The sequence below is a fragment of the Bradyrhizobium sp. genome, assembly GCF_035701725.1.
GTDB lineage: Bacteria > Pseudomonadota > Alphaproteobacteria > Rhizobiales > Xanthobacteraceae > Bradyrhizobium.
This window is the reverse complement of record NZ_DASSRP010000233.1, coordinates 1-20,744: the sequence shown is the minus strand read 5'-3', so window position 1 is coordinate 20,744 and position 20,744 is coordinate 1. Positions and strand designations below refer to the sequence as shown.

Here is a 20,744-nt window from a genome sequence, read left to right as displayed (position 1 = left end):
CCGTCAAGCGCACCAACGCGCAATCGACCGTTCGCGTGAACGAAGACGTTCTGGCCTCGGTGCTGCGCGTCGCAGGTACTCTCGCCAGCAAGATCGACGCGGTGGCTCCCAGCATCGACGGCCTTCTGGGCATTAAGGGTGTGATCGAGGTGGTCGAGCCTGAGGCTGACGAGGCCGAAGACAAGGCTGCGAAGGATGCCGCAGCGGCGGCCTTCGATCAGGCGCTTACCAACCTTGTCGAGATGCGCCGGCGAGAGGGAACTGCGCTCGGGCAGATCCTGTTGCAGCGGATGGACGAGATCGAGCGGTTGGCGAGCAAGGCTGAGAGCGCGCCGGGACGCAAGCCGGAAGCAATCAAGGCGCGGCTTGCCGAGCAGATCGCCATGCTGATGGAGACGTCCGATCGCTTCGATCCCGATCGTCTCAGCCAGGAAGCGCTCCTGATCGCGGCCAAAGCCGACATTCGCGAAGAACTCGACCGTATCGCCTCTCACATCGCGCAGACACGCGACATGATTGCCAAGGGCGGCGCGATCGGACGACGGCTTGACTTCCTCGCGCAGGAGTTCAACCGCGAGGTCAACACCTGCTGTTCCAAGTCCAACGATATCGAGTTGACCAATACCGGCCTTGAAATGAAGAACGTGGTGGAGCAATTCCGCGAGCAGGTCCAGAATCTGGAATGATGCATGGCGGACGGAGGGCGATGCGATGTCGGTTGAACGGCGCGGATTGATGTTCGTGTTGTCTTCGCCGTCAGGTGCCGGCAAGACCACGTTGTCCCGGCTTTTGATCGAGCGAACACCCGGCCTCGAGATGTCGGTCTCGGCGACGACCCGACAGATGCGGCCGGGTGAAGTCGATGGGCGCGACTATCTGTTCGTCGATCAGCCGCGTTTCAAGGAAATGGTTCAGCGCAACGAACTTCTGGAATGGGCGACCGTCTTCGACAACAGCTACGGCACGCCGCGGGCGCCGGTCGAGACGGCGCTGTCGGGAGGGCAGGACGTGCTATTCGACATCGACTGGCAGGGCACGCAACAACTGCGCGAGAAGGCGCGGGCCGACGTGGTCAGCGTGTTCATCCTACCGCCGTCGGCTGCGGATCTGGAAAAGCGGCTGCATAGCCGCGCCCAGGACAGCGACTCGGTGATCCGATCGCGCATGGCACGCGCCAGTCACGAGCTGAGCCATTGGGCGGAATACGACTACATCGTCATCAACCATGACATCGATGACGCCTTCGCCGAAGTTCAATCGATCCTCAAGGCGGAGCGACTCAAGCGGGAGCGCCGCATCGGCCTGACGACGTTCGTGCGCGAATTGCAGCGACAGCTGGAGAAGTAGCCCTAGCGCCGCGCGCGTCGGGGGCCACGTTGGGCGAGTTCTGGCGCGGGACGGCGCGAGACTGTTGCGCTGGCAACGCCGCGGGCAAATCGCGGCCGGTAATCGCGATGATCTTCGATCGGATCCGACAACACAATGCGATCGTCATCGGTTGTCTCCCAGATCGGTCCACGCGCAGACGTCGCCTTGCGGCGGCGTACGCGCTTGCGGTAGCGCCGCGCGACGATGGCCGCAGCGCCAACGAACCCCAGCGCACCCAGCGTTGCGACGATCAGAGCCGGGATCATTGCCGGCCGTATCGGCCCCGGCATACCGGGGACCGACTCGGCCGCTGAAGCTGCCGCCGGGGCGACGGTCTCCGGTTGAGCGGTGTTGGTGGCCGTATCCGCCGCCGCAACTGCCGTTTTCGGAATTGGACTTGCCGGCGGTAATTCCGGCCAGCGCGTGGCCACGGGTGGGGCATTCCAGACCGAGTTGTTCGGTGCTGCGGCCTGGCTAACGGCGGGGTCTGCCGGATTGCCGCCAGTCACAGGTAAATTGGCTGTTGGAGCATCCTCGCGGGCTGCAGCGCGCGGCCGCAGTTCAGCGCGCGCATCGGCAAGCGATGGCTTTGTGGCCGGCTGCGGCGCCCGCGGGTTCGGTTCGGGAACGGCCTGAGCGATCGAACCGTCTTCGCGCCGCAGATACCAGCAATTGCGCTTGTTGGCGTGATCGATGCGGTAGCGCCAATGGCTGCCCGCAGGCGTGTCGCCCTTCGGGCTGGTTAGACAATTGTCCGATGTTACCGGCTCGGCCTGCGCCAACATGACAAGTGGGATACCCGCAAGAATGTTGACGAAAATGGCGGACGCAATTCTTGCGGCTCGTCTTGGCATACGCAACTCCGGTGAACGCAACACGTTTCACCTGCGAAACTCGCCAAAAAATGGGGTCGCAATGCGCCGCAAATCCGGACAGCATTGGGCTTAATTCGGGCTGCGTCCCGCGGCCTTCAAGACACGCTGCGGACGAAGATTTTGAGGCCTTGTTTTTTCCGTTTGAGAGCTAGTTTTTCAGCATAACGCGCCCGACGACTTGTCCGGCGCGCAAGGCATCAATCCATTTCTGGACATCGGCCATTGGTTCTTCCCGCATCGGGGTCGGCTTGATCTTGCCGGCTCGTGCCAGCGCCATGAGTTGATGCGCCTCGGCGAGCGTGCCGACCATGAAACCTTCGATCGTCATCCGCTTGTAAACCCATTGCACCATGGGCAGGCTGAAATTGCCGCCCATCAACCCGGAGACCACGACCTTGCCGCCGCGCGCCAGCACCGAAACCGCGAACGCCATCGATTTTTCGCTGCCGGCAAAATCGACGATCTCGTCAAACCCGCCTTCGGTTTCCTTGAGGATACGCCGGCTGATCTCCGGCTCGGACGGATCATAGGCGAAAGCCGCACCGTTCTTGAGCGCCGTCTCGCGAGCCGCCGCGCTCAAGTCCGCCACGGTGATCGGCTGCTTGAACATGGCCTGTGCGAATGAAAGCCCCATCATCCCGACGCCGCCGAGACCGATAAGCAGGAGATTGCGCTGCCGCGGGCGGTCGGCGAGCCGTTTCAAGGCGCCATACGCGGTGACGCCTGAACACATCAACGTTGCGGCCTGAGTGACGGGCAGCGGATCGTATTCCAGCAGATACTTTGCATCCGGAACCAATACGTGGCTGGCAAAACCGCCGTCGATGGTGACGCCGAGGAACCGCTGCTTGGCGCAGAGATTTTCATCACCCGCCTGGCATTCGCGACATTGTCCGCAGCCGATCCAGGGAAAGACCGCGCGCTTTTTGCCAATCAGATCCTTCGGCAGGTCCTGCCCGACTTCCTCGACCACGCCCGCGATCTCATGTCCAAGCGTGAAGGGCAGCGTCATGCCGCGCGTGGTGTCGAGCTTCTTGCCGCCGCCGAGATCGGCATAACCGTCCTGGATATGAAGATCGGAATGACAAAGCCCGCAGCATTCGATCCGGACCAGAACTTCCCGTCCCGAAGGTTTCGGCGCCTCGACGACGGTTTCGCACAGCGGCGCATCGAACTTGACGAGGGATTGGCGGCGCATGAGCGGCATGAAATCTCTCCGAGAGGATGGTCAGCTAGTGCGGCGAATTCGAAGTTCCTATGTTATCGCGGCACGTTCGTCCAGGAACTTCAAATTCGAAGCCGCACCGCATCCATGAATCGTTGAAACTGCCGTGAATTCCGAAGTCGGCGTCAGAGGCAATCATTTGCGAGCCTCGGCGCCGGTGTTGCGCATATGGGTCAATTCCCGCGCCATCGCAACGAAGCCGCTCACGGGAATGGTTTCGGGACGCCGTGTCTCATCGATGGCGGCTGCCGCGACCAGCGCTGCAGGATCGACGCCCAGGGATTTCAGACTCTGCCGCAGCATCTTGCGGCGCTGGCCGAAAGCAGCCGCCGCAACCTGTTCAAGCGACCGGCGATCGCAGGCTTCCGGGGCCATACGGGGTATCAGCCTCACGACCGAGGACGTCACCTTGGGCTGAGGCACGAAAGCTGCAGGTGAAATGTCGAACAGAATCTTCGTCTCGGCGCGCCAATTGGCGAGCACGCCGAGTCGCCCATAGGCCTCATCGTTCTCATGCGCCACGATACGTTCGGCGACTTCGCGCTGAAACATCAGCACCATCATGTCGTACCAGGGTGGCCAGGGTTCGATCGAAAGCCAGTCTATCAGCAGCGCGGTCGCGATATTGTAGGGCAGGTTGGCGACGATCTTTGCGCGCGTCGAGCCGAGCCAGGCGCGCGGGTCGAAATGCTGGGCATCGGCGCAGACGAACTCCAGCCGTCCCGGATATCGCTGCGCGATTTCTTGCAAAGCGGGAAGGGCGCGTTCATCGCGCTCGACCGCGATCACGTGGCGCGCGCCCATGGCGAGCAGCGCGCGCGTCAATCCGCCGGGGCCGGGCCCGATCTCGATGACGGTGGCATCCTCAAGCGGGCCCGCGGCCCGCGCAATTCTCGCCGTGAGATTGAGGTCGAGCAGGAAGTTCTGCCCGAGCGATTTGCGGGCGGAGAGCGAATGCCGGCGAATGACCTCGCGAAGCGGCGGAAGGTCGTCGATCGCGCTCATGCGCGTTTTGCTGCCGCCATGCGGGCAGCCAGACGGAGCGCTGCGATCAGACTGGAGGGGTTCGGCTTATCGGTCCCGGCGATGTCGAACGCCGTGCCGTGGTCGGGCGAAGTGCGAATGAACGGCAGTCCGAGCGTGACATTGACGGCGTCTTCGAACGCCAGCGTCTTGATCGGGATCAGCGCCTGGTCGTGATACATGCAGATGGCGCAGTCATAACTGCGCCGCGCCGCATCGTGAAACATGGTATCTGCCGGCAGCGGACCGCGGATGTCCAGACCCTCGCTGCGCAACAACTCGACGGTCGGCGCGACGATCGTCTTCTCTTCGGTCCCCAGTGAGCCATCCTCGCCTGCGTGCGGGTTGAGGCCGGAGACGACGAGCCGCGGCCGCGCGATTCCGAAGCGGGATTTCAGGTCGGCCGCCACGATGCGTGCGGTCGAGGCGATCAATTCGCTCGAAAGCTGCGCCAGCGCTTCGCGAAGCGAGACGTGGATCGTGACAGGCACGACGGCAAGCGCAGGGGACCACAACATCATGACCGGCTGCGGTGCGGAATCTTTCGTTGTCGCGAGCTCCGCGAGATATTCGGTGTGGCCGGGGTGACGGAAGCCGGCGCGATAGAGCACGTTCTTGGCGATCGGGTTGGTCACGACGGCGCTCGCCCGGCCGGCTACGACGTCCTTGACCGCCTTGCGGATCGAGGCGAGAGCGGCGCCGGCGCTGCTGTCGTCGGGCTGGCCGGGCCGGGCGGTGACAACGTGCCCGGTAGGAACCACCGGCAAGGCTTGGGAGAAGGCGTTATTGACATCTTCAGGGCCGACTTCCGCGATCTTTACCGTCAATCCCAAGGCCCTTGCGCGGCGATCGAGCGCGGTCGCATCGCCGAGCCAGTAGAAGGCGGGCAGGTTGAGATCGGCGCGGCGAAGCCAAGCCTTGAGCGTGATGTCGGGGCCGATCCCGGCGGGTTCGCCCGATGTCAGCGCGATCGGCTTTGTCATCTGTCAAAATATTCTGTTATTGGGTCTTCGGGTATTCGATCATCGCGGCAGCGCGCACCTCCCGCAAATACGACTTCGACTTTGCCTCGTATTTCGCGGCGAACATCTTCTCCCGGATTTCCCTCTTTTTCGGCGTGTCGACCTTGGTCGGTTCCCGCGAACATAGCGCGACCATCTCGACGCCCTGCTTGGTCACCTCGGGCGGGGTCAGGTGGCCGATTTGCATGCCGTCGAGGACCTCGCGAAGCGGGGCCGGGATGTCCGCCGAAGTCTTGGTGACGGACTCGCGGATCGCCGCGTTCGGCATCGCCTTGAAGAAGGCGTTGGCCTCGGTGCACGACTGAATACGCGCGCGCAGAGCTTCAGCTTCCTTCTTGCGGTTTTCCGTAACTTCCGGCGCTGAGCCGCGTGGCACGATCAGCACGATCGGCTGCATCTTGTATTCCATGCCTTGCGCCGCGTCCGGCTTCTGCTCGTCGCCCTGTTCCTTGGCGGCATTCTCCACGTCTTTCTCGCCGACCTGAAGGCTTTCCTTGTACCGGCCGCGGACCAGATTACTCCAGACCATGTCGGTCTTGATCCGGGCCTTGAGGGTATCGGGGCGGATACCCTGGCTCTCCAGCGACTTGGTCAGCGCATCGGGGGTGATACGCATGCGTCCGGCCATGGCTGAGTAAGACTGGTCGACCTCCGTCGCGGAAGGATCGATGCTGAACTTCTTTCCTTCCCGGAGCTTGACCTTCTCGTCGATCAACTCGTTGATGACGTCCTTGCGGTCCGGCATCTTGTGGGTGCTGAGCATGAGCAGCTTGGATCGCTGCTCGATGTCGTAATTCGTGATCGGCTCGCCGTTCACCATCACTGCGACCTGCGCGTGGACCGGCGACGACGATCCCACGGTGAGTGCGAGGGCCACGCTGCAGCCCAGAATGAGCGTTGAAAGCCGGTTAAGGAGGGCAACGGTCATGGTCATTTTGGCTATGTTAGTCCGAATTCGGTGAAGCAGGTTTGACGTATTTCGCTCCCAGGGAGAACCCGAAACCACACTGGAATCATATAATTGCCGATGGTCCTCGATCCCAGTCAAGAAGACCTTTGTCGGAAATCGGGCAAAAGCTTTTCGCTCGGATCATACCGCATCGGCAATATCGTCCGTGAGGTCCCCGGTGCGGCCCGCTAGTTGCCCGTCACGCCCGAGTTGGCGATGGTCCGCAGCCCGAACGAAAACATGAAGGCGTGGCCCAGGATGGGCGGCGAGGCTGCCGTCGCATAGGAGTACGAGGTGACGTAGTTGGCGGCGAGGACGAAGCAATCGTCCACATATCCCGCGCCGACGACGTATTGGTTGATCTGATTGGCGACCAGATCCCAGCGCGCAGCGCCCGTCGCAACCCAGTTGGTTGCAAGCTTGACCGAACCGGAAAGCAGAACGCCCTCACGGCGCGTCAGATATCCGATATCGGGCTGTGCGGCGTAGTCGCCATACAGCACGCTGACCGACCAACGGTCGAAGTTGGCCCTGGCCTCGGCTTCGAAGCGCTCGACGTCGCCGGTCGCCTGGTCGAAGCGCGCACGCGTCGCAACCGTATAGGTGCGGTTTGGCGAATAGCTCAAGCTCGCGACGTAGTCTGATTTCGGGGTCTGCAGGCCTGAATCGACCGCGGTATTGGTCACGTCCTGCACCGCAAAGGAGTTCATTCCGAACAGCTGATAGGACTGACCGAATACTGCGGTAACCGATCCGCCACGATCGAACTGGGTGGTTGCCTGAACACCGGCATTGGCCCGCCCGCCGCCTTCGACCCGGTCATATCCGGAGAACTTGTCGACACTAAACAGGTTCGAAGTGTCGAAGGTCATGCTCTGCGAGTCTTCGTTGGGCAGCTTGCCCGCATAGGTTTCGTTCGGTCGGATAATGACCTGCGCGATCGGCTCGATGGTGGTCGATCCCCATGACTGAACGTTGATGAAGGGGTAGCGATATTCGAGGCCGACGGTCGGCATTACACGCAACGCCTGCGTGTTGCCGGTCGGCAGGAAGCTCGAGACGCCGGGTTGATTCGAAATGTCGGCGTTGATGGCATCGGCGCGCAGGCTGGCAAACGGCGTCCAGATTTCGCCGACCGAGTCGGTGAACGAGCGCCGCCAATCGACTTCAGCCGACAGGCGCGTGTAGGTCCCGGGCATGCCCCGAAGCAGACAGTTCTGGCGCGTAATGTTCTGGGCGGTATCGGCGGTGGGATTCAGGCATGCCCCTGTCGCGGCCGCCGCCGGATTGATGGCGTCGAACACGCCGCTGTCGCGGGTCAGATTGGTGAAGTTCGTCTTGTAGCTGACTTCGCCGCCCAGCACCGAGTGATTGATCGTGTTCGAATAGTCGATCACCGGCCAGACCACCGGCACCTGCGACTGATTACCCGAAAGGCTGAGGTAATAGATCGTGCGTGCGTCGAAGTAGCTGCGATTGCCGACGCCGGTCAGGAAAAGCTGCGACGGCGCTTCCGTCGGCAGAGCGAGGAACGAGTTGTACGGGTCTCGGTAAACCGAGAGACGGTAGTCCGAGAGGAACATGTAGTCGGAGAGCGCAACGCCTTCCCAGCCCCAGACCCATTTGTCGTTCAGGGCGAATTCACCCTTGGTCTCGATGCCGCCGCGGAACTGGCGGTCGCCCGGCTGACCGGCGAAGGCGCCCGGATCGAGTTGGTCGATACCGTAGGCGCGAATTTGATAGGCGCCGTCCATCAGGCGCTGACGGAATTCGCCTTGGAGCAGCACGCCCTGTTCCGTCATAAAGCGCGGGTTGAAGGTGGCGTCATAGTCCGGTGCCAGCGCGAAATAATACGGCGTCTCGAGACCAAATCCGTAGGTCGCGTTCGTCGTGTAGGTCGGCATCAGGAAGCCGCTCTTGCGCTTCACTGTTGGATCAGGTGTCGAGAAATAGGGGATATAGGCCAGCGGAACGCCAAAGAATTCCAACTGCGCATTCTCGAAGTAGAGCATCTTGTCGATCTGGTCGTGGATGATCCGCACGCCCTTGACCTGCCACAGCGGTGGCTTGCTTGGATCGTCCTTACAGGGTGCGCACGCCGTGTAGACACCGTTTTCGAAAACCGTGTAGTTGCCGCTGGACCGGTCGGCTCGGGTTGCTGCCATGTGCGTGGCGTCGGCCGTATCGACGTGGAGCGAATCGACGAAGCCGTCGCGATAGTCGTCGCTGAGGTCGAGGACGTTGGCATAGGTGATCTTGCCATCCACGTCGGTCATGCGGATGTTGCCCTCGGCATGCAACCGCTTGGTCTTCTGATCGTAGATGACCTTGTCCGCCTCGACGCTCGTTCCGTTGTAGAACAACTGCACGTTGCCGACCGCCGACACCCGCGAATTGTTGTAGTCGTAATCCACCTCGGTGGCCTGCACGAGCATCTGCCCGTCATTGGCGGGGCGCTGCGTCACCGGCTTCGGCGGCCGTGCATTGTAGGTGAAGCCCTGCGCGAAGGCGCTGGGGGAGGCGGCAAGTCCGATGAGCCCGGACAGCAGCAGGCATAACGCCACGGCGCCGAGGCGCACGACATTACGGCGCGCGTCAGCACCCTGCCGCACCGCAAGCAGCGTTTTGTGGAGGGCGGCAACCACAGCCACTATCCGTCCTCCTGGTACAACAAGGCCAAAAATCCGGTGAGGCCGCCAACGCATACGGGCAGCCACGCCGAAGCGATCGGATGCATCAACTCAGCCTTGCTCAAATCCTCAGTTACTTTCTGCAAAACGTAGAGCAGAAAGCCCGCGCCCACGCCACTCAAAACCATCTTCTGGACACCGCCCATTCGGAAGAAGCGCAAGCTGACGCTGGCGGCGAGCATAACCATGGCAGCCAGCAAAAAAGGCTGTGCAATCAACTTGTGGTACTGCAGCCTGTAGCCGGCCGTGGCGAATCCGGAGCTCTCGGAAGAGCGGATGTAGCCGGGTAGTTGCCAAAAAGACACAGTTTCCGGGGTGGAGAAACTGTTCCGGACCTGGGCCGGCGTGAGGGTCGTCGCGAGCGTGAAGCTGTCCTGGTCGACGGGCGGCCCATCCAGGGTGTAGCGGCGAACCGACTTGAACAGCCAGTGCCCTTCCTCAAGCGTGGCCTGTTGCGCCTCGATTCGCTCCTTGAACTGGTCGCTGCTGTCGAAACGGAACACGGTCAAACCCGTCAGCCGAACGCCCTGTTGCTCGCTGCGGGCGGCATTGATGATAGCCTGTCCGTCGCTGTTGACCTGGTTGATCCAGAAGCCGGCAGCATCCTGCACGCCACCGCCCGGCGCATTGCCGAACAGTTGCGCCTCCATTCGCTTTGAAAGCTCGCGAAGATAGGCCGACATCGGATTGTAGGCGGTGGTGGCGAGAACGCCGAGCACCAGCGCGCCGGCCAAGGCCGGCGCGATGAATTGCCAGGCTGACACACCGGCTGCGCGTGCGACCACGAGCTCCAATCGTCGCGAGAGCGCGAGGTAGCACGTCATCGCGCCGATCAGGATGCAAAACGGCATCAACTTTTCAAGCAGCTGGGGGACGCGGAATAGCGAGGTTTCGGCAACTGCGATCGCCGATACGTCGGGAAGCCCGGAGGTTTTCCGTACCATTTCGATATAATCGAACAGCACCAGCAGCACGAAAATCGCGGCAAAAACCCCGAGCGCCGAGACCACGAAGCGGCCGGCGAAATAGCGTCCAAGCGTATTGGTGACCATACTCATGCGATGGCAGGCCGCCTGAAGAGCCGCAGGATGCGTTCGTTCGACCGATTGATGGCTTCGATCAGGCCGGCCGGCGGTTCGATCACGACGCCGGCAATGATGATCCAGAGGCTGCCGCCGATTGCGGCAAACAGCATCAGATATTGAACGACGGCGGCAGCTGGCGATTTCACCGTCAGAACCGAGCAGGCAAATCCCGCAATCCGTACCCCAAGCGCCGCAAGAGCAGCGCCGCCGATCGAGAAGTTTCGGCTCTGGCGCGTCGTTCGCGGCGCGCCAAGGAAAGCAAAGGTGAGCGCTGCGAACGCGAACGGATAGATCGGCGACATGAAGCGATCATGCAGTTCGGCACGGAATTGCCCCTGCAACTGCTGATAAGTCGGGTCGGCCTCTTCGGGGGCGAGCAATTCCCAGAGATAGCGCTCGCGAATGCCGAGCGTGACGTCGTGGCCCTTGTTGAATTTCGACATGTCGAAGCCATAGCGTCCGAACGCGACCAGCGCGGGATCGCGTTTGCCGGCTTCGAAGCGCTCCAAATTGCCGTCCTCGAGAATCAGGAACGAGCCGTCTTGGTTCTTTACGACCGTGCCGTGGTCGGCGACGATGCTGACACGTTCCTTCGGATCACGGCGGTCATCGATGAAGATGCCCTTGAGCAGGCCGCCGGGCTGCCGTTCACGGATTCGGATGGTCAAGTTCTGATCGAGCTGGGCGAAGCGGCCGGGCTGCAGGACATTGGTCAGCACGTCAGCGGTGATCTCCGCGTCCCATTGCTTGATTCGCCGCAAGCCGTCGGGCGCCAGATACGCGCCGATAAAGGCAACCAGCAACGCCACCATGCAGGTGGCGTAGACGAACGGACGAAACAGGCGGGCCGGGGAGAAGCCGGCTGCGTTCATCACGATGATTTCCGAATCGGTCGCGAGCTTATTGAGTGTGTGCGAGACCGCGATCATCAAGGCGATCGGCGAGATAACCAGAACCAGCGATGGAATGACGAGACTGGTGATGCCCAGGAAGGTCAGGATGGTCTGCCCCTGACTGGTCATGAGGTCGATGCCGCGCAACGCTTGCGTAATCCAGATCACCCCCGTGAGGCTGATCAGAACCACCGCAAACGACGCCAGCGTCGTGCGAAAGATATACCTGTCGATCGACCCCATCGTTATCGCACGATCCCACCTTGGCGCGCCTTGAAGCGGGTTCGACCAACCCCGAATGGGGTCCTCATTGGCCGGTCCGCCGTTGTTCAGGCAGGCATTATTCTCTCACTACCATCCCTTTGATCCGTCAACAAAATGGCTTGGCCATGGCGGGCTTGGGATACGGTTAATAATTTGCCTTATGTGGCGTGGCCGCCACGGTCATTCGCGGGATTCGGGTCTCCCGCGAGGTCGCGGCATTCACGCTCCCGAAAGTCAATCCCATAGGCCATTAAATTCCAGCAATTTTGGATGGTGCTATGACCACAATGACCGCAAGGAGGGTGGTGCGGCAGCATGCGCAGGTATCAGAATCAGGCCGCCAGCGGCATCTCGCGTCCTTGGCTGCGGTGCAGGAATTGTTGATCGGCGGCGCTGACGCTTGGCAGCGCGGCGTCCGACGGGCCATAGTGGCCAAAGCACGCTCTTGATGGCTGGCTGATGCAGCCGGGAGGAGCCTTTTCGCCGACAGGCTGGGCCGGCGGGCCGCCTTATCACCAGCGACTGCCACTGAATTCTTGGAGGATCACCTTATGACCGACGCCGTCAAGGTCGGCTTTGTTTCATTTTCTGCCGCCCCAAGCGGAGTTTTGGCGGTCTTCTGCGATGACGCGCTCGGATTTGGTCCCGCAACCCGAAAGGTGCTGGGGGCTGCGGCCGGCTTGATCAAGCAAGCGGCCGAAACCAACCGATTCAAAGGCAAGAACGGCTCGGTTCTCGATATTTTGGCACCACAGGGGCTCAAGGCAAAACGCCTGATCGTCGTGGGGGCGGGCAAGACTTCCGACCTCAAGGACCATGACTTTCTCAAGCTCGGCGGCGCGGTGGCCGGCAAGCTGAAAGCGGGACGCGAGACCGTCGGCATCATCGCCGAACTTCCGAAAGGTCCCTTGAATGCCGAGCAGGCTGCGGCGATCGCCTCGGGCGTTCGGCTGCGCGCCTATACCTTCGATCGCTACAAGACCAAAAAGAAGGACGGCGAGGAGACCAAGTTGCGGGCCGATGTCTCGATCGCGGTCGGCGATGTCGCCGCAGCGCGCAAGGCGTTTGCGCCGAACGGGCACGTTGTGGACGGCGTCATCACCGCCCGCGACCTCGTGAACGAGCCGCCGAACGTGCTGTTTCCGGCCGAGTTCGCCCGCCGTGCTGGTCAGTTGCGCAAGCTGGGGGTTGTCGTTGACGTGCTCGACGTCAATGCCATGAAAAGGCTCGGGATGGGCGCGCTGCTTGGCGTGGCCCAAGGTTCCTCGCAGCCCGGTCGCACCGTGATCATGCGCTGGAACGGCGGCAAGCGCGGCGATCAACCGGTGGCCTTCGTCGGCAAGGGCGTCTGCTTCGACACCGGCGGCATTTCGATCAAGCCGGCCGGCAGCATGGAAGACATGAAGGGCGATATGGGCGGGGCGGCCTGCGTCGTCGGGCTGATGCAGGCATTGGCGGCGCGCAAGGCCAAAGCCAATGTGGTCGGCGCCATCGGCCTCGTCGAGAACATGCCCGACGGCAACGCGCAGCGCCCCGGCGATATCGTGACTTCGATGTCTGGCCAGACGATCGAAATCATTAACACCGACGCTGAGGGACGGTTGGTGCTGGCGGACGTGCTTTGGTACGTAGCCAAGAAGTTCAAGCCGAAATTCATGGTCGATCTCGCCACCCTGACCGGCGCCATCATGGTGGCGCTCGGAACCGAATATGCCGGCCTGTTCTCCAACAATGACGAACTGGCCGAGCGCCTCATCAAGGTGGGACGTGAGACCGGCGAGCGCGTCTGGCGCATGCCGCTCGGCCCCGAATACGACAAGCAGATCGATTCGCAATTTGCCGATATGAAAAACACGGGAACGCGCAACGGTGGCTCGATTACGGCCGCGCAATTCCTGCAACGTTTTGTCGACAATACGCCATGGGCCCATCTCGATATTGCGGGGACCGCAATGGGAGCGCCGAAGAACGAAATCAACCAGAGCTGGGGGTCCGGGTTCGGCGTTCGCCTGCTCGACCGCCTGGTCGCGGAGCACTACGAAGCCAAGCGATGACGGAAGTCCTGTTCTATCATCTGCAAGATGTCTCGCTGGAGAACGTGCTGCCGCCGCTGCTTGAAAAATCTCTCGAGCGGGGCTGGCGGGTGGTCGTGCAGTCGACGTCGGAGGAACGTACCGAGGTGCTGGACGCGCACCTGTGGACCTATCGTGAAGATTCGTTTTTGCCGCATGCGACCTCGCGCGTCAGCGACGTTGAGGATCATCCGATCATCCTCGTTGTCGAGGACGGCAATCCGAATCGGGCCAATGTGAGATTTCTGGTCGACAACGCGCCCTTGCCGGCAAATGCCGACGTCTACGACCGCGTAGTTTTACTGTTCAATGGCGATGATGCGGATGCGCTTACCGCAGCGCGTCAGGCCTGGACCGACTGCAAGGCGCGCGGATTCGACGTAACCTATTGGCAGGCCGACGAACGAGGCCGTTGGCAAAGGCGCGATTAACAGTTCCATGATTAATGATAATCTGTGGTATTGAAGGGCGGTCTTGTGTAAGGCCATCGTCATGCCGCAAAGTGATGGTCGGACAATCATTTAAGGCCGGGGTGAGATTTAGTTCGTCGTGCGCAACCAATACTTTCATCGGAAGTCGATTCTGGCGCTGCTGCTTGCCGCTCCCGTACTGGCCGGTTGCGGAGCGACAGCGTCCGATATTTTCGCGCCAGACATGTTATCGAAAGATGCCGAATGGTTTTCGCGCGGCAACCGTATCTTCATCAAGAACGTCTCGATCGAGACGCCGCCGCTGACGCCCGATAAGCCGGTCACGCCGGCAGACCTTGTCAGCTCCGACGGCGCCTGCCCGGGCATGACGGCCACGAATGTTCCGGCAAATGCCAATGCGATGACGGACGGCGCACCGGCGCCGGTACCTGTGAGCAACGGCACGGTGGCACTTGGCCATACCGAATGCGACGTCGTCCGCGGCATCGGGGCGCCGACCAGCGTCAACATCTCCAACAGCGAGCGTGGCGAGCGCCTCACGGTCATTAACTTCTCGCAAGGCGCGCGCGCCGGAATCTACACCTTTACCGCAGGCCGGCTGACCTCGATCGAACGCGGGGCCGAGCCCGTCGCGGAGCCGAAAGCCGTCAAGCCGAAGAAGAAAAAGTCGGCGCAGGCGCCGACCTGACCGGCCTCCGTCGCGTTACGCCGGGCGAACCGCCTCATCCAGCTCCGAACTCGCTGCCAGCCATTCCTCCTCGACCTGTGCGAGAGCATCGGCGGCGCTTGCGCGCGCCTTGCTGAGTTGGGCCGCCTGCTTCGGATCGCGCGTGAATAGATCCGGCAACGCGAGTGCCGCGTCGATCTTCTCGATGATGCCGCCTATTCTCGCCATCTCCGCCTCGGCCTGCGAGATCCGTTGTTTGAGCGGGATGCGCCGTTCCTTCGGCCGGCGGACTTCGGCATCGGGAGAGGTGTTGCGTTCCGCCTCACGCTCGCGCGGAGCGATCTTGCTGCCGCGCGACGACAACACGGTGCGCCGGTAGTCATCGAGATCGCCGTCATAGTTCGTCACGGTACCGTTCGCGACGACCCACAGCCGATCCGCGCAGGCTTCGATCAGGTAGCGGTCATGCGAGACCATGATGACAGCGCCGGGGAAGTCGTTGATGGCCTCGGCCAGTGCTGCGCGGCTGTCGATGTCCAGATGGTTGGTCGGTTCGTCCAGAATGATCATGTTGGGGCCGAAAAACGTCGCAAGTCCGAGCAGCAGGCGGGCTTTCTCGCCGCCGGAGAGATTTTTCACCAGCGTGTCGCCGGCCTTGCCCGAAAAGCCGATCGCGCCGGTGCGGCCGCGCACCTTGCTCTCGGGGGCATCTGCCATCAGTCTGCGGACATGATCATAAGGCGAAGCATCGACGTTGAGCTCATCGACCTGATGCTGGGCAAAGTATCCGACTGAAAGCTTGTCGGCCCGCGTGAGCTTTCCGGAAAACGGCGAAAGCCGTCCCGCCAGCAGCTTGACCAGCGTCGACTTGCCGTTGCCATTGGCACCAAGCAACGCGATGCGATCGTCGGTATCGACCCGCAGCGTCACACGGGTAAGCACCGGCTGTTTCGGATCGTATCCGACCGATACATCGTCGACGGCGATAATCGGAGGCGACAGCATCTTTTCCGGCCGCGGAAAGCTGATCTCGTGGACGTCCTGGGTGACCAGCGCGGTTACCGGCTTCATTCGCTCCAGCATCTTGACACGCGACTGGGCCTGGCGGGCTTTCGAGGCCTTGGCCTTGAAGCGATCGACGAAGGCTTGCAGGCGCTTGCGTTCCTCGGCCTGCCGCTTGGCGTGTTTGGCATCGAGTAGTTCGCGCGTGGCGCGTTGCTCCTCGAACGAGGAATAGCTGCCCTTGTAGAGCGTGAGCTTGCCGCGATCGAGATGTAGGATCTGATCGACTGATGTCTCGAGCAGATCGCGGTCATGGCTGATCACGATGACAGTCCGTGGATAGTTGGCGAGGTGGTCTTCCAGCCAGAGAGTGCCTTCGAGATCGAGATAGTTTGTCGGCTCGTCGAGCAGCAATAGATCTGGTGCCGCAAACAACGTCGCTGCAAGCGCCACGCGCATTCGCCAGCCACCGGAGAATTCCGAGCACGGGCGGTTCTGGTCTTCGGCGGTGAATCCGAGGCCACTGAGAATGGCCGCCGCACGTGCGGGCGCGGAGTGCGCCTCAATGTCGACCAGCCGGGTCTGGATTTCGGCAATGCGGATGGGGTCGGCCGCAACCTCCGCCTCGCGAATTAATGCCTCGCGCTCGCGATCGGCTTTCAGGACGACATCGACCAGCTTTTCCGGTCCGTTCGGCGCCTCCTGCGCCAGGCTGCCGATTTGCCAGCGCGGCGGGAGCGAGATGGTGCCGGTTTCGGTCGGCAGGTCGCCGCGAATGGCGTGAAACAGCGTCGATTTGCCGACGCCGTTGCGGCCGACAAAGCCGACGCGGGCGCCAGGCGTAATCTGCACCGAGCTGTGGTCGATCAGAAGGCGTCCGGCAATCCGGACCGAAATATCCGACAGGGAGAGCATGCGCGCTTTTCAGCGCGGGCCGCTCCAAAACGCAACCCGTATGTTGGTCGGGCCGCTTTGAAAGTCACCGGCGCCTGTTGCGCCCGGCCGCTAATGCGACTTTAGCCTATCGGCCTCGTCACGTCGGCGCAGCTCATCGAGCAGGTGATCCAGACGGGCGGAGGTGCCCGCAGCGTCAGGACGGAGGACCTGCTGGAGACGCTCACCCACGGCATCGCAGATCGATCGACTGGACCTGTGATCGAGCGGCTCGGTGTCATCGGTGGGTGGGTTTTTCATGACCGGTTCCGTGTCCTGACATTTGTTGGGTCAGGCGACGGCATACCAAGTCGTTTGGGATAAATTAGTTTCCGCGATGCTGTTGATTACGGGTCGCTTTCGCAAATTTTCGATGAAAAAAGAGGGGCTTCGCCAGGAAACAACCGGCGGCCCCGACCTGCGGAGATCGGGGCCGCCGGCGCTGCTTTGCGAGGCAGGTTCAGTAGCAGCGGTTGATCAGGCGCCAGCGGGGCCCAAACGGGGTCGGCACGAGGCGCCGTACATAGCAGCCGCCATAACCGTCGAAGTAGCCGGGGCCATAATAGACCGGGCCGCCGACAAAGAAGCGCGGACCGCCCCAGCCGTGGTGCCAACCGCCATACCATCCGCCGTGCCAGCCCCAGGCCGAGGCAGAGGTGGGGGCGAGCGCTGCGGCGCTCAGCGAAACTGCGGCAATCAAGCCAAGCGAAAGTTTACGAAACATCGTTGTCTCCTCAAGCTTGGGCGCTAGATGCGCCACCGGTTCGGACGATGAAAAACCTAAGCCTGAGCGCCTGAACAAAAGCGGGCCGATCGCTTCAGAAAGGGTTCATTTGGGTGAAATCGTCGTAATCCTTAATTCTCGTGATGGACCTGACCGGCCCATTTTCGGGGCATCGCCTCGCTTGCCGTGTACCGGCCGCACCGATATAAGCCCGCAAACTTCCATCGGCGCTTTTCAAGGGTGAAATATCATGGCGATCGAACGCACCTTCTCTATCATCAAGCCGGACGCGACGGCTCGTAATCTGACGGGCGCAGTCAACGCGCTGATCGAGAAAGCGGGTCTTCGTATCGTCGCCCAGAAGCGCATTCGCATGACGCGCGAGCAGGCCGAGACCTTTTATGCCGTGCACAAGGCGCGTCCCTTTTTCGGCGAACTGGTGGATTTCATGACCTCCGGTCCCGTTGTCGTTCAGGTGCTCGAGGGCGAAGGTGCCGTTCTCAAATACCGCGATGTGATGGGCGCGACCGATCCGTCAAAGGCCGCCGACGGCACGATCCGTAAGATTCACGCAAAGTCGATCGGCGAGAATTCGGTGCACGGGTCGGATGCTCCGGAAACCGCGGCCATCGAGATCGCACAGTTCTTTTCGGGAAATGAGATTGTTGGCTGATTGAACAGCGTCGACACGCTGTCTGAACGGTAGCCGCGGACGTCAGCGGTCCGCGGCTTAAAGGGGGCAGGCCGTGAGCTCGCTGTTGCAAGCGATCGATCCCGCCAATATCGGCGCATTCTTCGCCCAGATCCAAACTGACATGCACACGACCGCATTCTGGATTGCGGTCGGCAAGATCATCTGGATCAACGTGCTGTTGTCCGGGGACAATGCGCTCGTGATCGCGATGGCCTGCCGCGGCCTGCATGGGCGGCATCGGCTATGGGGCATGATCATCGGTGCCGGCATTGCGGTGGTGCTGCTGATTGCCTTCACGGGAATCGTCGCCACGCTGATGGCGCTGCCTTATCTCAAGCTCGTCGGCGGTCTCGCGCTGCTTGTGATCGCGGCGAAGTTGCTGGTGCCGGAAGACGAGGACAACGAAATCGCTGCGGGCGCCACGCTCTGGCAGGCAATCCGCATCGTGGTCATCGCCGATATCATCATGAGCCTCGACAACGTGATTGCGGTCGCCGCCGCCGCAAACGGTCAGCTCCCGCTCCTGATCCTAGGGCTGGCGGTTAGCATTCCCATGATCATCGCGGGCGCAGCCCTGATCATGATGGTTCTGGATCGCTTTCCGATCCTGGTCTGGCTCGGCGCACTGCTGCTGGGTTGGATCGCAGGCGATGTCATTGAAAGCGATCCGGCCGTTCAGCCCTGGCTGCACCAGTTGCTGGACGGCACGATTTCGCTTCACCTGGATGCGAAGTCAGTTGTTTTCGGCATGGCGCCGCATTTCGATCTGGAAGGAGAACTCGACGGCTATCTGGCTTCGATTCTCGGCGCGATCGTGGTGCTGGTGGTCGGGTCGGTCTGGCGGAGCCGAAAGCTGCGGCAGCTCGAGGAACCGGTGGAGGCAGCCTGAGAGGACTGATCTTCCCGGCAACTAACGCCGCACGATCGATCCGGAGCGGCCAACGAGACGCGCAAGCTGCTTGAAGCGGCTGCCGACGCGGTCGGCGACCAGATCGACGAGCTTGTGCTCGAATACGAGCGTCAGCTTGCGGCCATTGCTGCGGAAGTGGGTCGCAGGCAGCACGCCGGGCCGTGCCGCCGAGATCAGATGGGCGACACGGAAGGCTGCGCCGAGCATGCGGGCACGTTCCAGCATTGCCGGCGGTATCAACTCCTGCATCGTTGCCGGCGGCTCGTTCTGTTCGCTCAGGCCCGCATAGCGGTAGAAAACCGACAGCGCCACAAAGGCTCGGCCCTGATGGCTGATCGAACCGAAGTTTCCGTTGGTGATGAGATTGAGCGTCTCCTCGCCGCGATGATCGGGATGCACGCGCCATCCGATATCCGACAACAGACACGCCGCATGGCGCAGCCGGCGATCTTCCTCGGTCTCGCGCAGTTTCACGACCCGCACGAAGCGATCAGACCACTCGATCAATTCTTCGGCGTGCCGCGCTGAGCGAGACAGGAGCTCGTTGAGCTTCTGTGCGGCGCAGAGAAAGCCATCCTTGGCGCGCTCGCCTTCGGGGAGCATTTCGTAGAGCAGTCCTTCGCGCACGCCGAAAGTGGAGAAGACGATCGTCTTCGGCTGAACCACACGAATGATGTATTCGAGCACGAGCGCGGCATAAGCAAGCAGCGGTCGCCGCGCGTCTGCGATGGCTTCGATATTGGCCAGCATATTGGTTGCGACCAGGCGGCGTAACCGCCGGACAAAATCGAGTGCATCTTGCGCCGGTATCGAATAGCCGTGCATCACCCCGAGAGGGTATTCGCTCTGAATGATGTGAATACGCGCCAGGGCGCGCCAGGTGCCGCCGACCGCATAGAACGTCCGGCCGCGGCCGCCTCTGATTTGCGCGACATCGCCGAGCGCCGCCTTGACGATGCGTTCGGCGCGCTTCAGCGATTTGTGCGACAGATCCTGAAGCGCCAGGCTGCCGAGCGGCAGCGTCAGTCCGCCGCGGACACGACCGCCGTGCACGTCGATCAGTTCCAGCGACCCGCCGCCGAGATCGCCGACGATGCCGTCGGGCCGGTGCACGCCGGAAACGACGCCGAGCGCAGATAGTTTCGCCTCGCGCGGGCCCGACAGGATTTCGATTTTGGCGCCGCAAAGGCGCTCGGCCTTGGCAATGAAGTCAGGCCCATTGCTGGCGTCGCGACAAGCGGCGGTTGCGATCGCGTAGACGCGCCCGACCTGCATGACCTTGCAGAGCGCGCGAAAGCGCCGCAGGGCCGTCAGCGCCTTGGTGACGGCGTCAGGCGCCAGCAGCCCTGTCGACTGCACCTCGCGGCCGAGGCCGCACAGCGCCTTTTCGTTGAAGATCGTGATCAGACTGCGTGCCATCGCCTCGTAGACCACGAGACGCACCGAGTTCGAGCCGATATCGATGACTGCGACGCTTGACGCGCGCTTGCGCGCCCGCTTCACAGCCAGCTCCCATCATGACGAAGCTGGCTGACGCCGGGTGAGGCGACGCGGCGATGATTCCTGAAGCGACTTTCCACGGCCAGACAGACTCGGATTCGTCATGAAATAGTTATGCAGATTGAAGGATTCTTCGCCCTTCGCGGCCTTCATACGCGTTGAAGAACCGTCCGGCAATAACTGCCAGCTCTGCTCGGTATCCTTGAGGTTAGCCACCATGATCTGCTCGAGAACCTGCTGATGCACCGTTGGATTTTGTAACGGACAGAGGATCTCGACGCGGCGGTCGAGGTTGCGCGGCATCATGTCGGCTGACGAGATATACACAGCCGCTTTCGTGCTCGGCAGGCCTTGTCCCATGCCGAAGCAATAGATTCGCCCATGTTCGAGGAAGCGGCCGATCACCGACTTGACGCG

At 61.9% G+C, this 20,744-nt stretch carries 18 protein-coding genes and 1 pseudogene; 7 read left to right on the top strand and 12 right to left on the bottom strand.

Annotated features, from left to right (window positions below; all coding sequences use genetic code 11):
* A partial coding sequence (locus tag VFL62_RS13585) for a YicC family protein (protein WP_325172894.1) occupies nucleotides 1-686 on the top strand: 686 nt, incomplete at its 5' end.
* Between the two features lie 25 nt (nucleotides 687-711).
* Complete coding sequence (gene gmk, locus VFL62_RS13580; RefSeq protein WP_325172893.1) at nucleotides 712-1,347, top strand: guanylate kinase; 636 nt, start codon at nucleotides 712-714, stop codon at nucleotides 1,345-1,347.
* 2 nt (nucleotides 1,348-1,349) lie between these two features.
* Here the strand turns inward: gmk and VFL62_RS13575 are convergent, their stop codons facing one another.
* The 8 genes from VFL62_RS13575 to lptF all read right to left on the bottom strand — a co-directional run bounded on the left by VFL62_RS13575 (nucleotide 1,350) and on the right by lptF (nucleotide 11,373).
* Complete coding sequence (locus tag VFL62_RS13575) at nucleotides 1,350-2,222, bottom strand: hypothetical protein (RefSeq protein ID WP_325172892.1); 873 nt, start codon at nucleotides 2,220-2,222, stop codon at nucleotides 1,350-1,352.
* Between the two features lie 169 nt (nucleotides 2,223-2,391).
* Nucleotides 2,392-3,450, bottom strand: a complete 1,059-nt coding sequence (locus VFL62_RS13570) for an alcohol dehydrogenase (protein WP_325172891.1) — start codon at nucleotides 3,448-3,450, stop codon at nucleotides 2,392-2,394.
* A 153-nt stretch (nucleotides 3,451-3,603) separates the two neighbouring features.
* Nucleotides 3,604-4,473: a 16S rRNA (adenine(1518)-N(6)/adenine(1519)-N(6))-dimethyltransferase RsmA gene (gene rsmA / locus VFL62_RS13565; protein WP_325172890.1), complete on the bottom strand. Its 870-nt coding sequence runs from the start codon at nucleotides 4,471-4,473 to the stop codon at nucleotides 3,604-3,606.
* Nucleotides 4,470-5,474 carry a 4-hydroxythreonine-4-phosphate dehydrogenase PdxA gene (gene pdxA / locus VFL62_RS13560; protein WP_325172889.1) on the bottom strand — a complete coding sequence of 335 codons (1,005 nt, stop codon included), beginning with the start codon at nucleotides 5,472-5,474 and terminating at the stop codon, nucleotides 4,470-4,472. Before pdxA ends, rsmA begins: the two co-directional genes overlap by 4 nt.
* A gap of 16 nt (nucleotides 5,475-5,490) precedes the next feature.
* Nucleotides 5,491-6,456 carry a peptidylprolyl isomerase gene (locus tag VFL62_RS13555; protein WP_325172895.1) on the bottom strand — a complete coding sequence of 322 codons (966 nt, stop codon included), beginning with the start codon at nucleotides 6,454-6,456 and terminating at the stop codon, nucleotides 5,491-5,493.
* A gap of 194 nt (nucleotides 6,457-6,650) precedes the next feature.
* A complete protein-coding gene (locus VFL62_RS13550) occupies nucleotides 6,651-9,026 on the bottom strand; it encodes an LPS-assembly protein LptD (protein WP_414644704.1) in 2,376 nt (791 codons plus the stop codon).
* 86 nt (nucleotides 9,027-9,112) lie between these two features.
* On the bottom strand, nucleotides 9,113-10,210 hold the full coding sequence (lptG, locus tag VFL62_RS13545) for an LPS export ABC transporter permease LptG (protein WP_325172887.1): 1,098 nt from the start codon (nucleotides 10,208-10,210) through the stop codon (nucleotides 9,113-9,115).
* Entirely contained in the window at nucleotides 10,207-11,373 is a 1,167-nt protein-coding gene (gene lptF / locus VFL62_RS13540; RefSeq protein WP_325172886.1) for an LPS export ABC transporter permease LptF, read from the bottom strand. The genes lptG and lptF overlap by 4 nt, the downstream gene beginning before the upstream one ends.
* 572 nt (nucleotides 11,374-11,945) lie before the next feature.
* Between lptF and VFL62_RS13535 the strand changes: the two genes are divergently transcribed.
* The 3 genes from VFL62_RS13535 (at nucleotide 11,946) to VFL62_RS13525 (ending at nucleotide 14,585) form a co-directional block, all read left to right on the top strand.
* Nucleotides 11,946-13,448 (top strand): leucyl aminopeptidase, encoded by a 1,503-nt coding sequence (locus VFL62_RS13535; RefSeq protein WP_325172885.1) that lies wholly within the window; start codon nucleotides 11,946-11,948, stop codon nucleotides 13,446-13,448.
* Nucleotides 13,445-13,897, top strand: a complete 453-nt coding sequence (locus VFL62_RS13530) for a DNA polymerase III subunit chi (RefSeq protein ID WP_325172884.1) — start codon at nucleotides 13,445-13,447, stop codon at nucleotides 13,895-13,897. Before VFL62_RS13535 ends, VFL62_RS13530 begins: the two co-directional genes overlap by 4 nt.
* Nucleotides 13,898-14,015: 118 nt before the next feature.
* Entirely contained in the window at nucleotides 14,016-14,585 is a 570-nt protein-coding gene (locus tag VFL62_RS13525) for a hypothetical protein (protein WP_414644703.1), read from the top strand.
* Between the two features lie 15 nt (nucleotides 14,586-14,600).
* Here VFL62_RS13525 and VFL62_RS13520 read toward each other — a convergent pair whose 3' ends face one another.
* The gene (locus VFL62_RS13520; RefSeq protein WP_325172882.1) at nucleotides 14,601-16,481 is read right to left on the bottom strand and encodes an ABC-F family ATP-binding cassette domain-containing protein; all 1,881 of its coding nucleotides are present in this window, start codon (nucleotides 16,479-16,481) and stop codon (nucleotides 14,601-14,603) included.
* Nucleotides 16,482-16,959: 478 nt separating this feature from the next.
* Nucleotides 16,960-17,223 carry a sulfur globule protein precursor gene (locus VFL62_RS13515; RefSeq protein ID WP_325172881.1) on the bottom strand — a complete coding sequence of 88 codons (264 nt, stop codon included), beginning with the start codon at nucleotides 17,221-17,223 and terminating at the stop codon, nucleotides 16,960-16,962.
* 250 nt (nucleotides 17,224-17,473) lie between these two features.
* Between VFL62_RS13515 and ndk the strand changes: the two genes are divergently transcribed.
* On the top strand, nucleotides 17,474-17,896 hold the full coding sequence (gene ndk, locus VFL62_RS13510) for a nucleoside-diphosphate kinase (protein WP_325172880.1): 423 nt from the start codon (nucleotides 17,474-17,476) through the stop codon (nucleotides 17,894-17,896).
* A 73-nt stretch (nucleotides 17,897-17,969) separates the two neighbouring features.
* Nucleotides 17,970-18,806 carry a TerC family protein gene (locus VFL62_RS13505; RefSeq protein ID WP_325172879.1) on the top strand — a complete coding sequence of 279 codons (837 nt, stop codon included), beginning with the start codon at nucleotides 17,970-17,972 and terminating at the stop codon, nucleotides 18,804-18,806.
* 21 nt (nucleotides 18,807-18,827) lie between these two features.
* Here VFL62_RS13505 and ppx read toward each other — a convergent pair whose 3' ends face one another.
* The gene (gene ppx / locus VFL62_RS13500) at nucleotides 18,828-20,330 is read right to left on the bottom strand and encodes an exopolyphosphatase (protein WP_325172878.1); all 1,503 of its coding nucleotides are present in this window, start codon (nucleotides 20,328-20,330) and stop codon (nucleotides 18,828-18,830) included.
* A gap of 12 nt (nucleotides 20,331-20,342) precedes the next feature.
* Nucleotides 20,343-20,744 (bottom strand): annotated as a pseudogene (locus VFL62_RS13495) (RNA degradosome polyphosphate kinase); the annotation flags it as partial.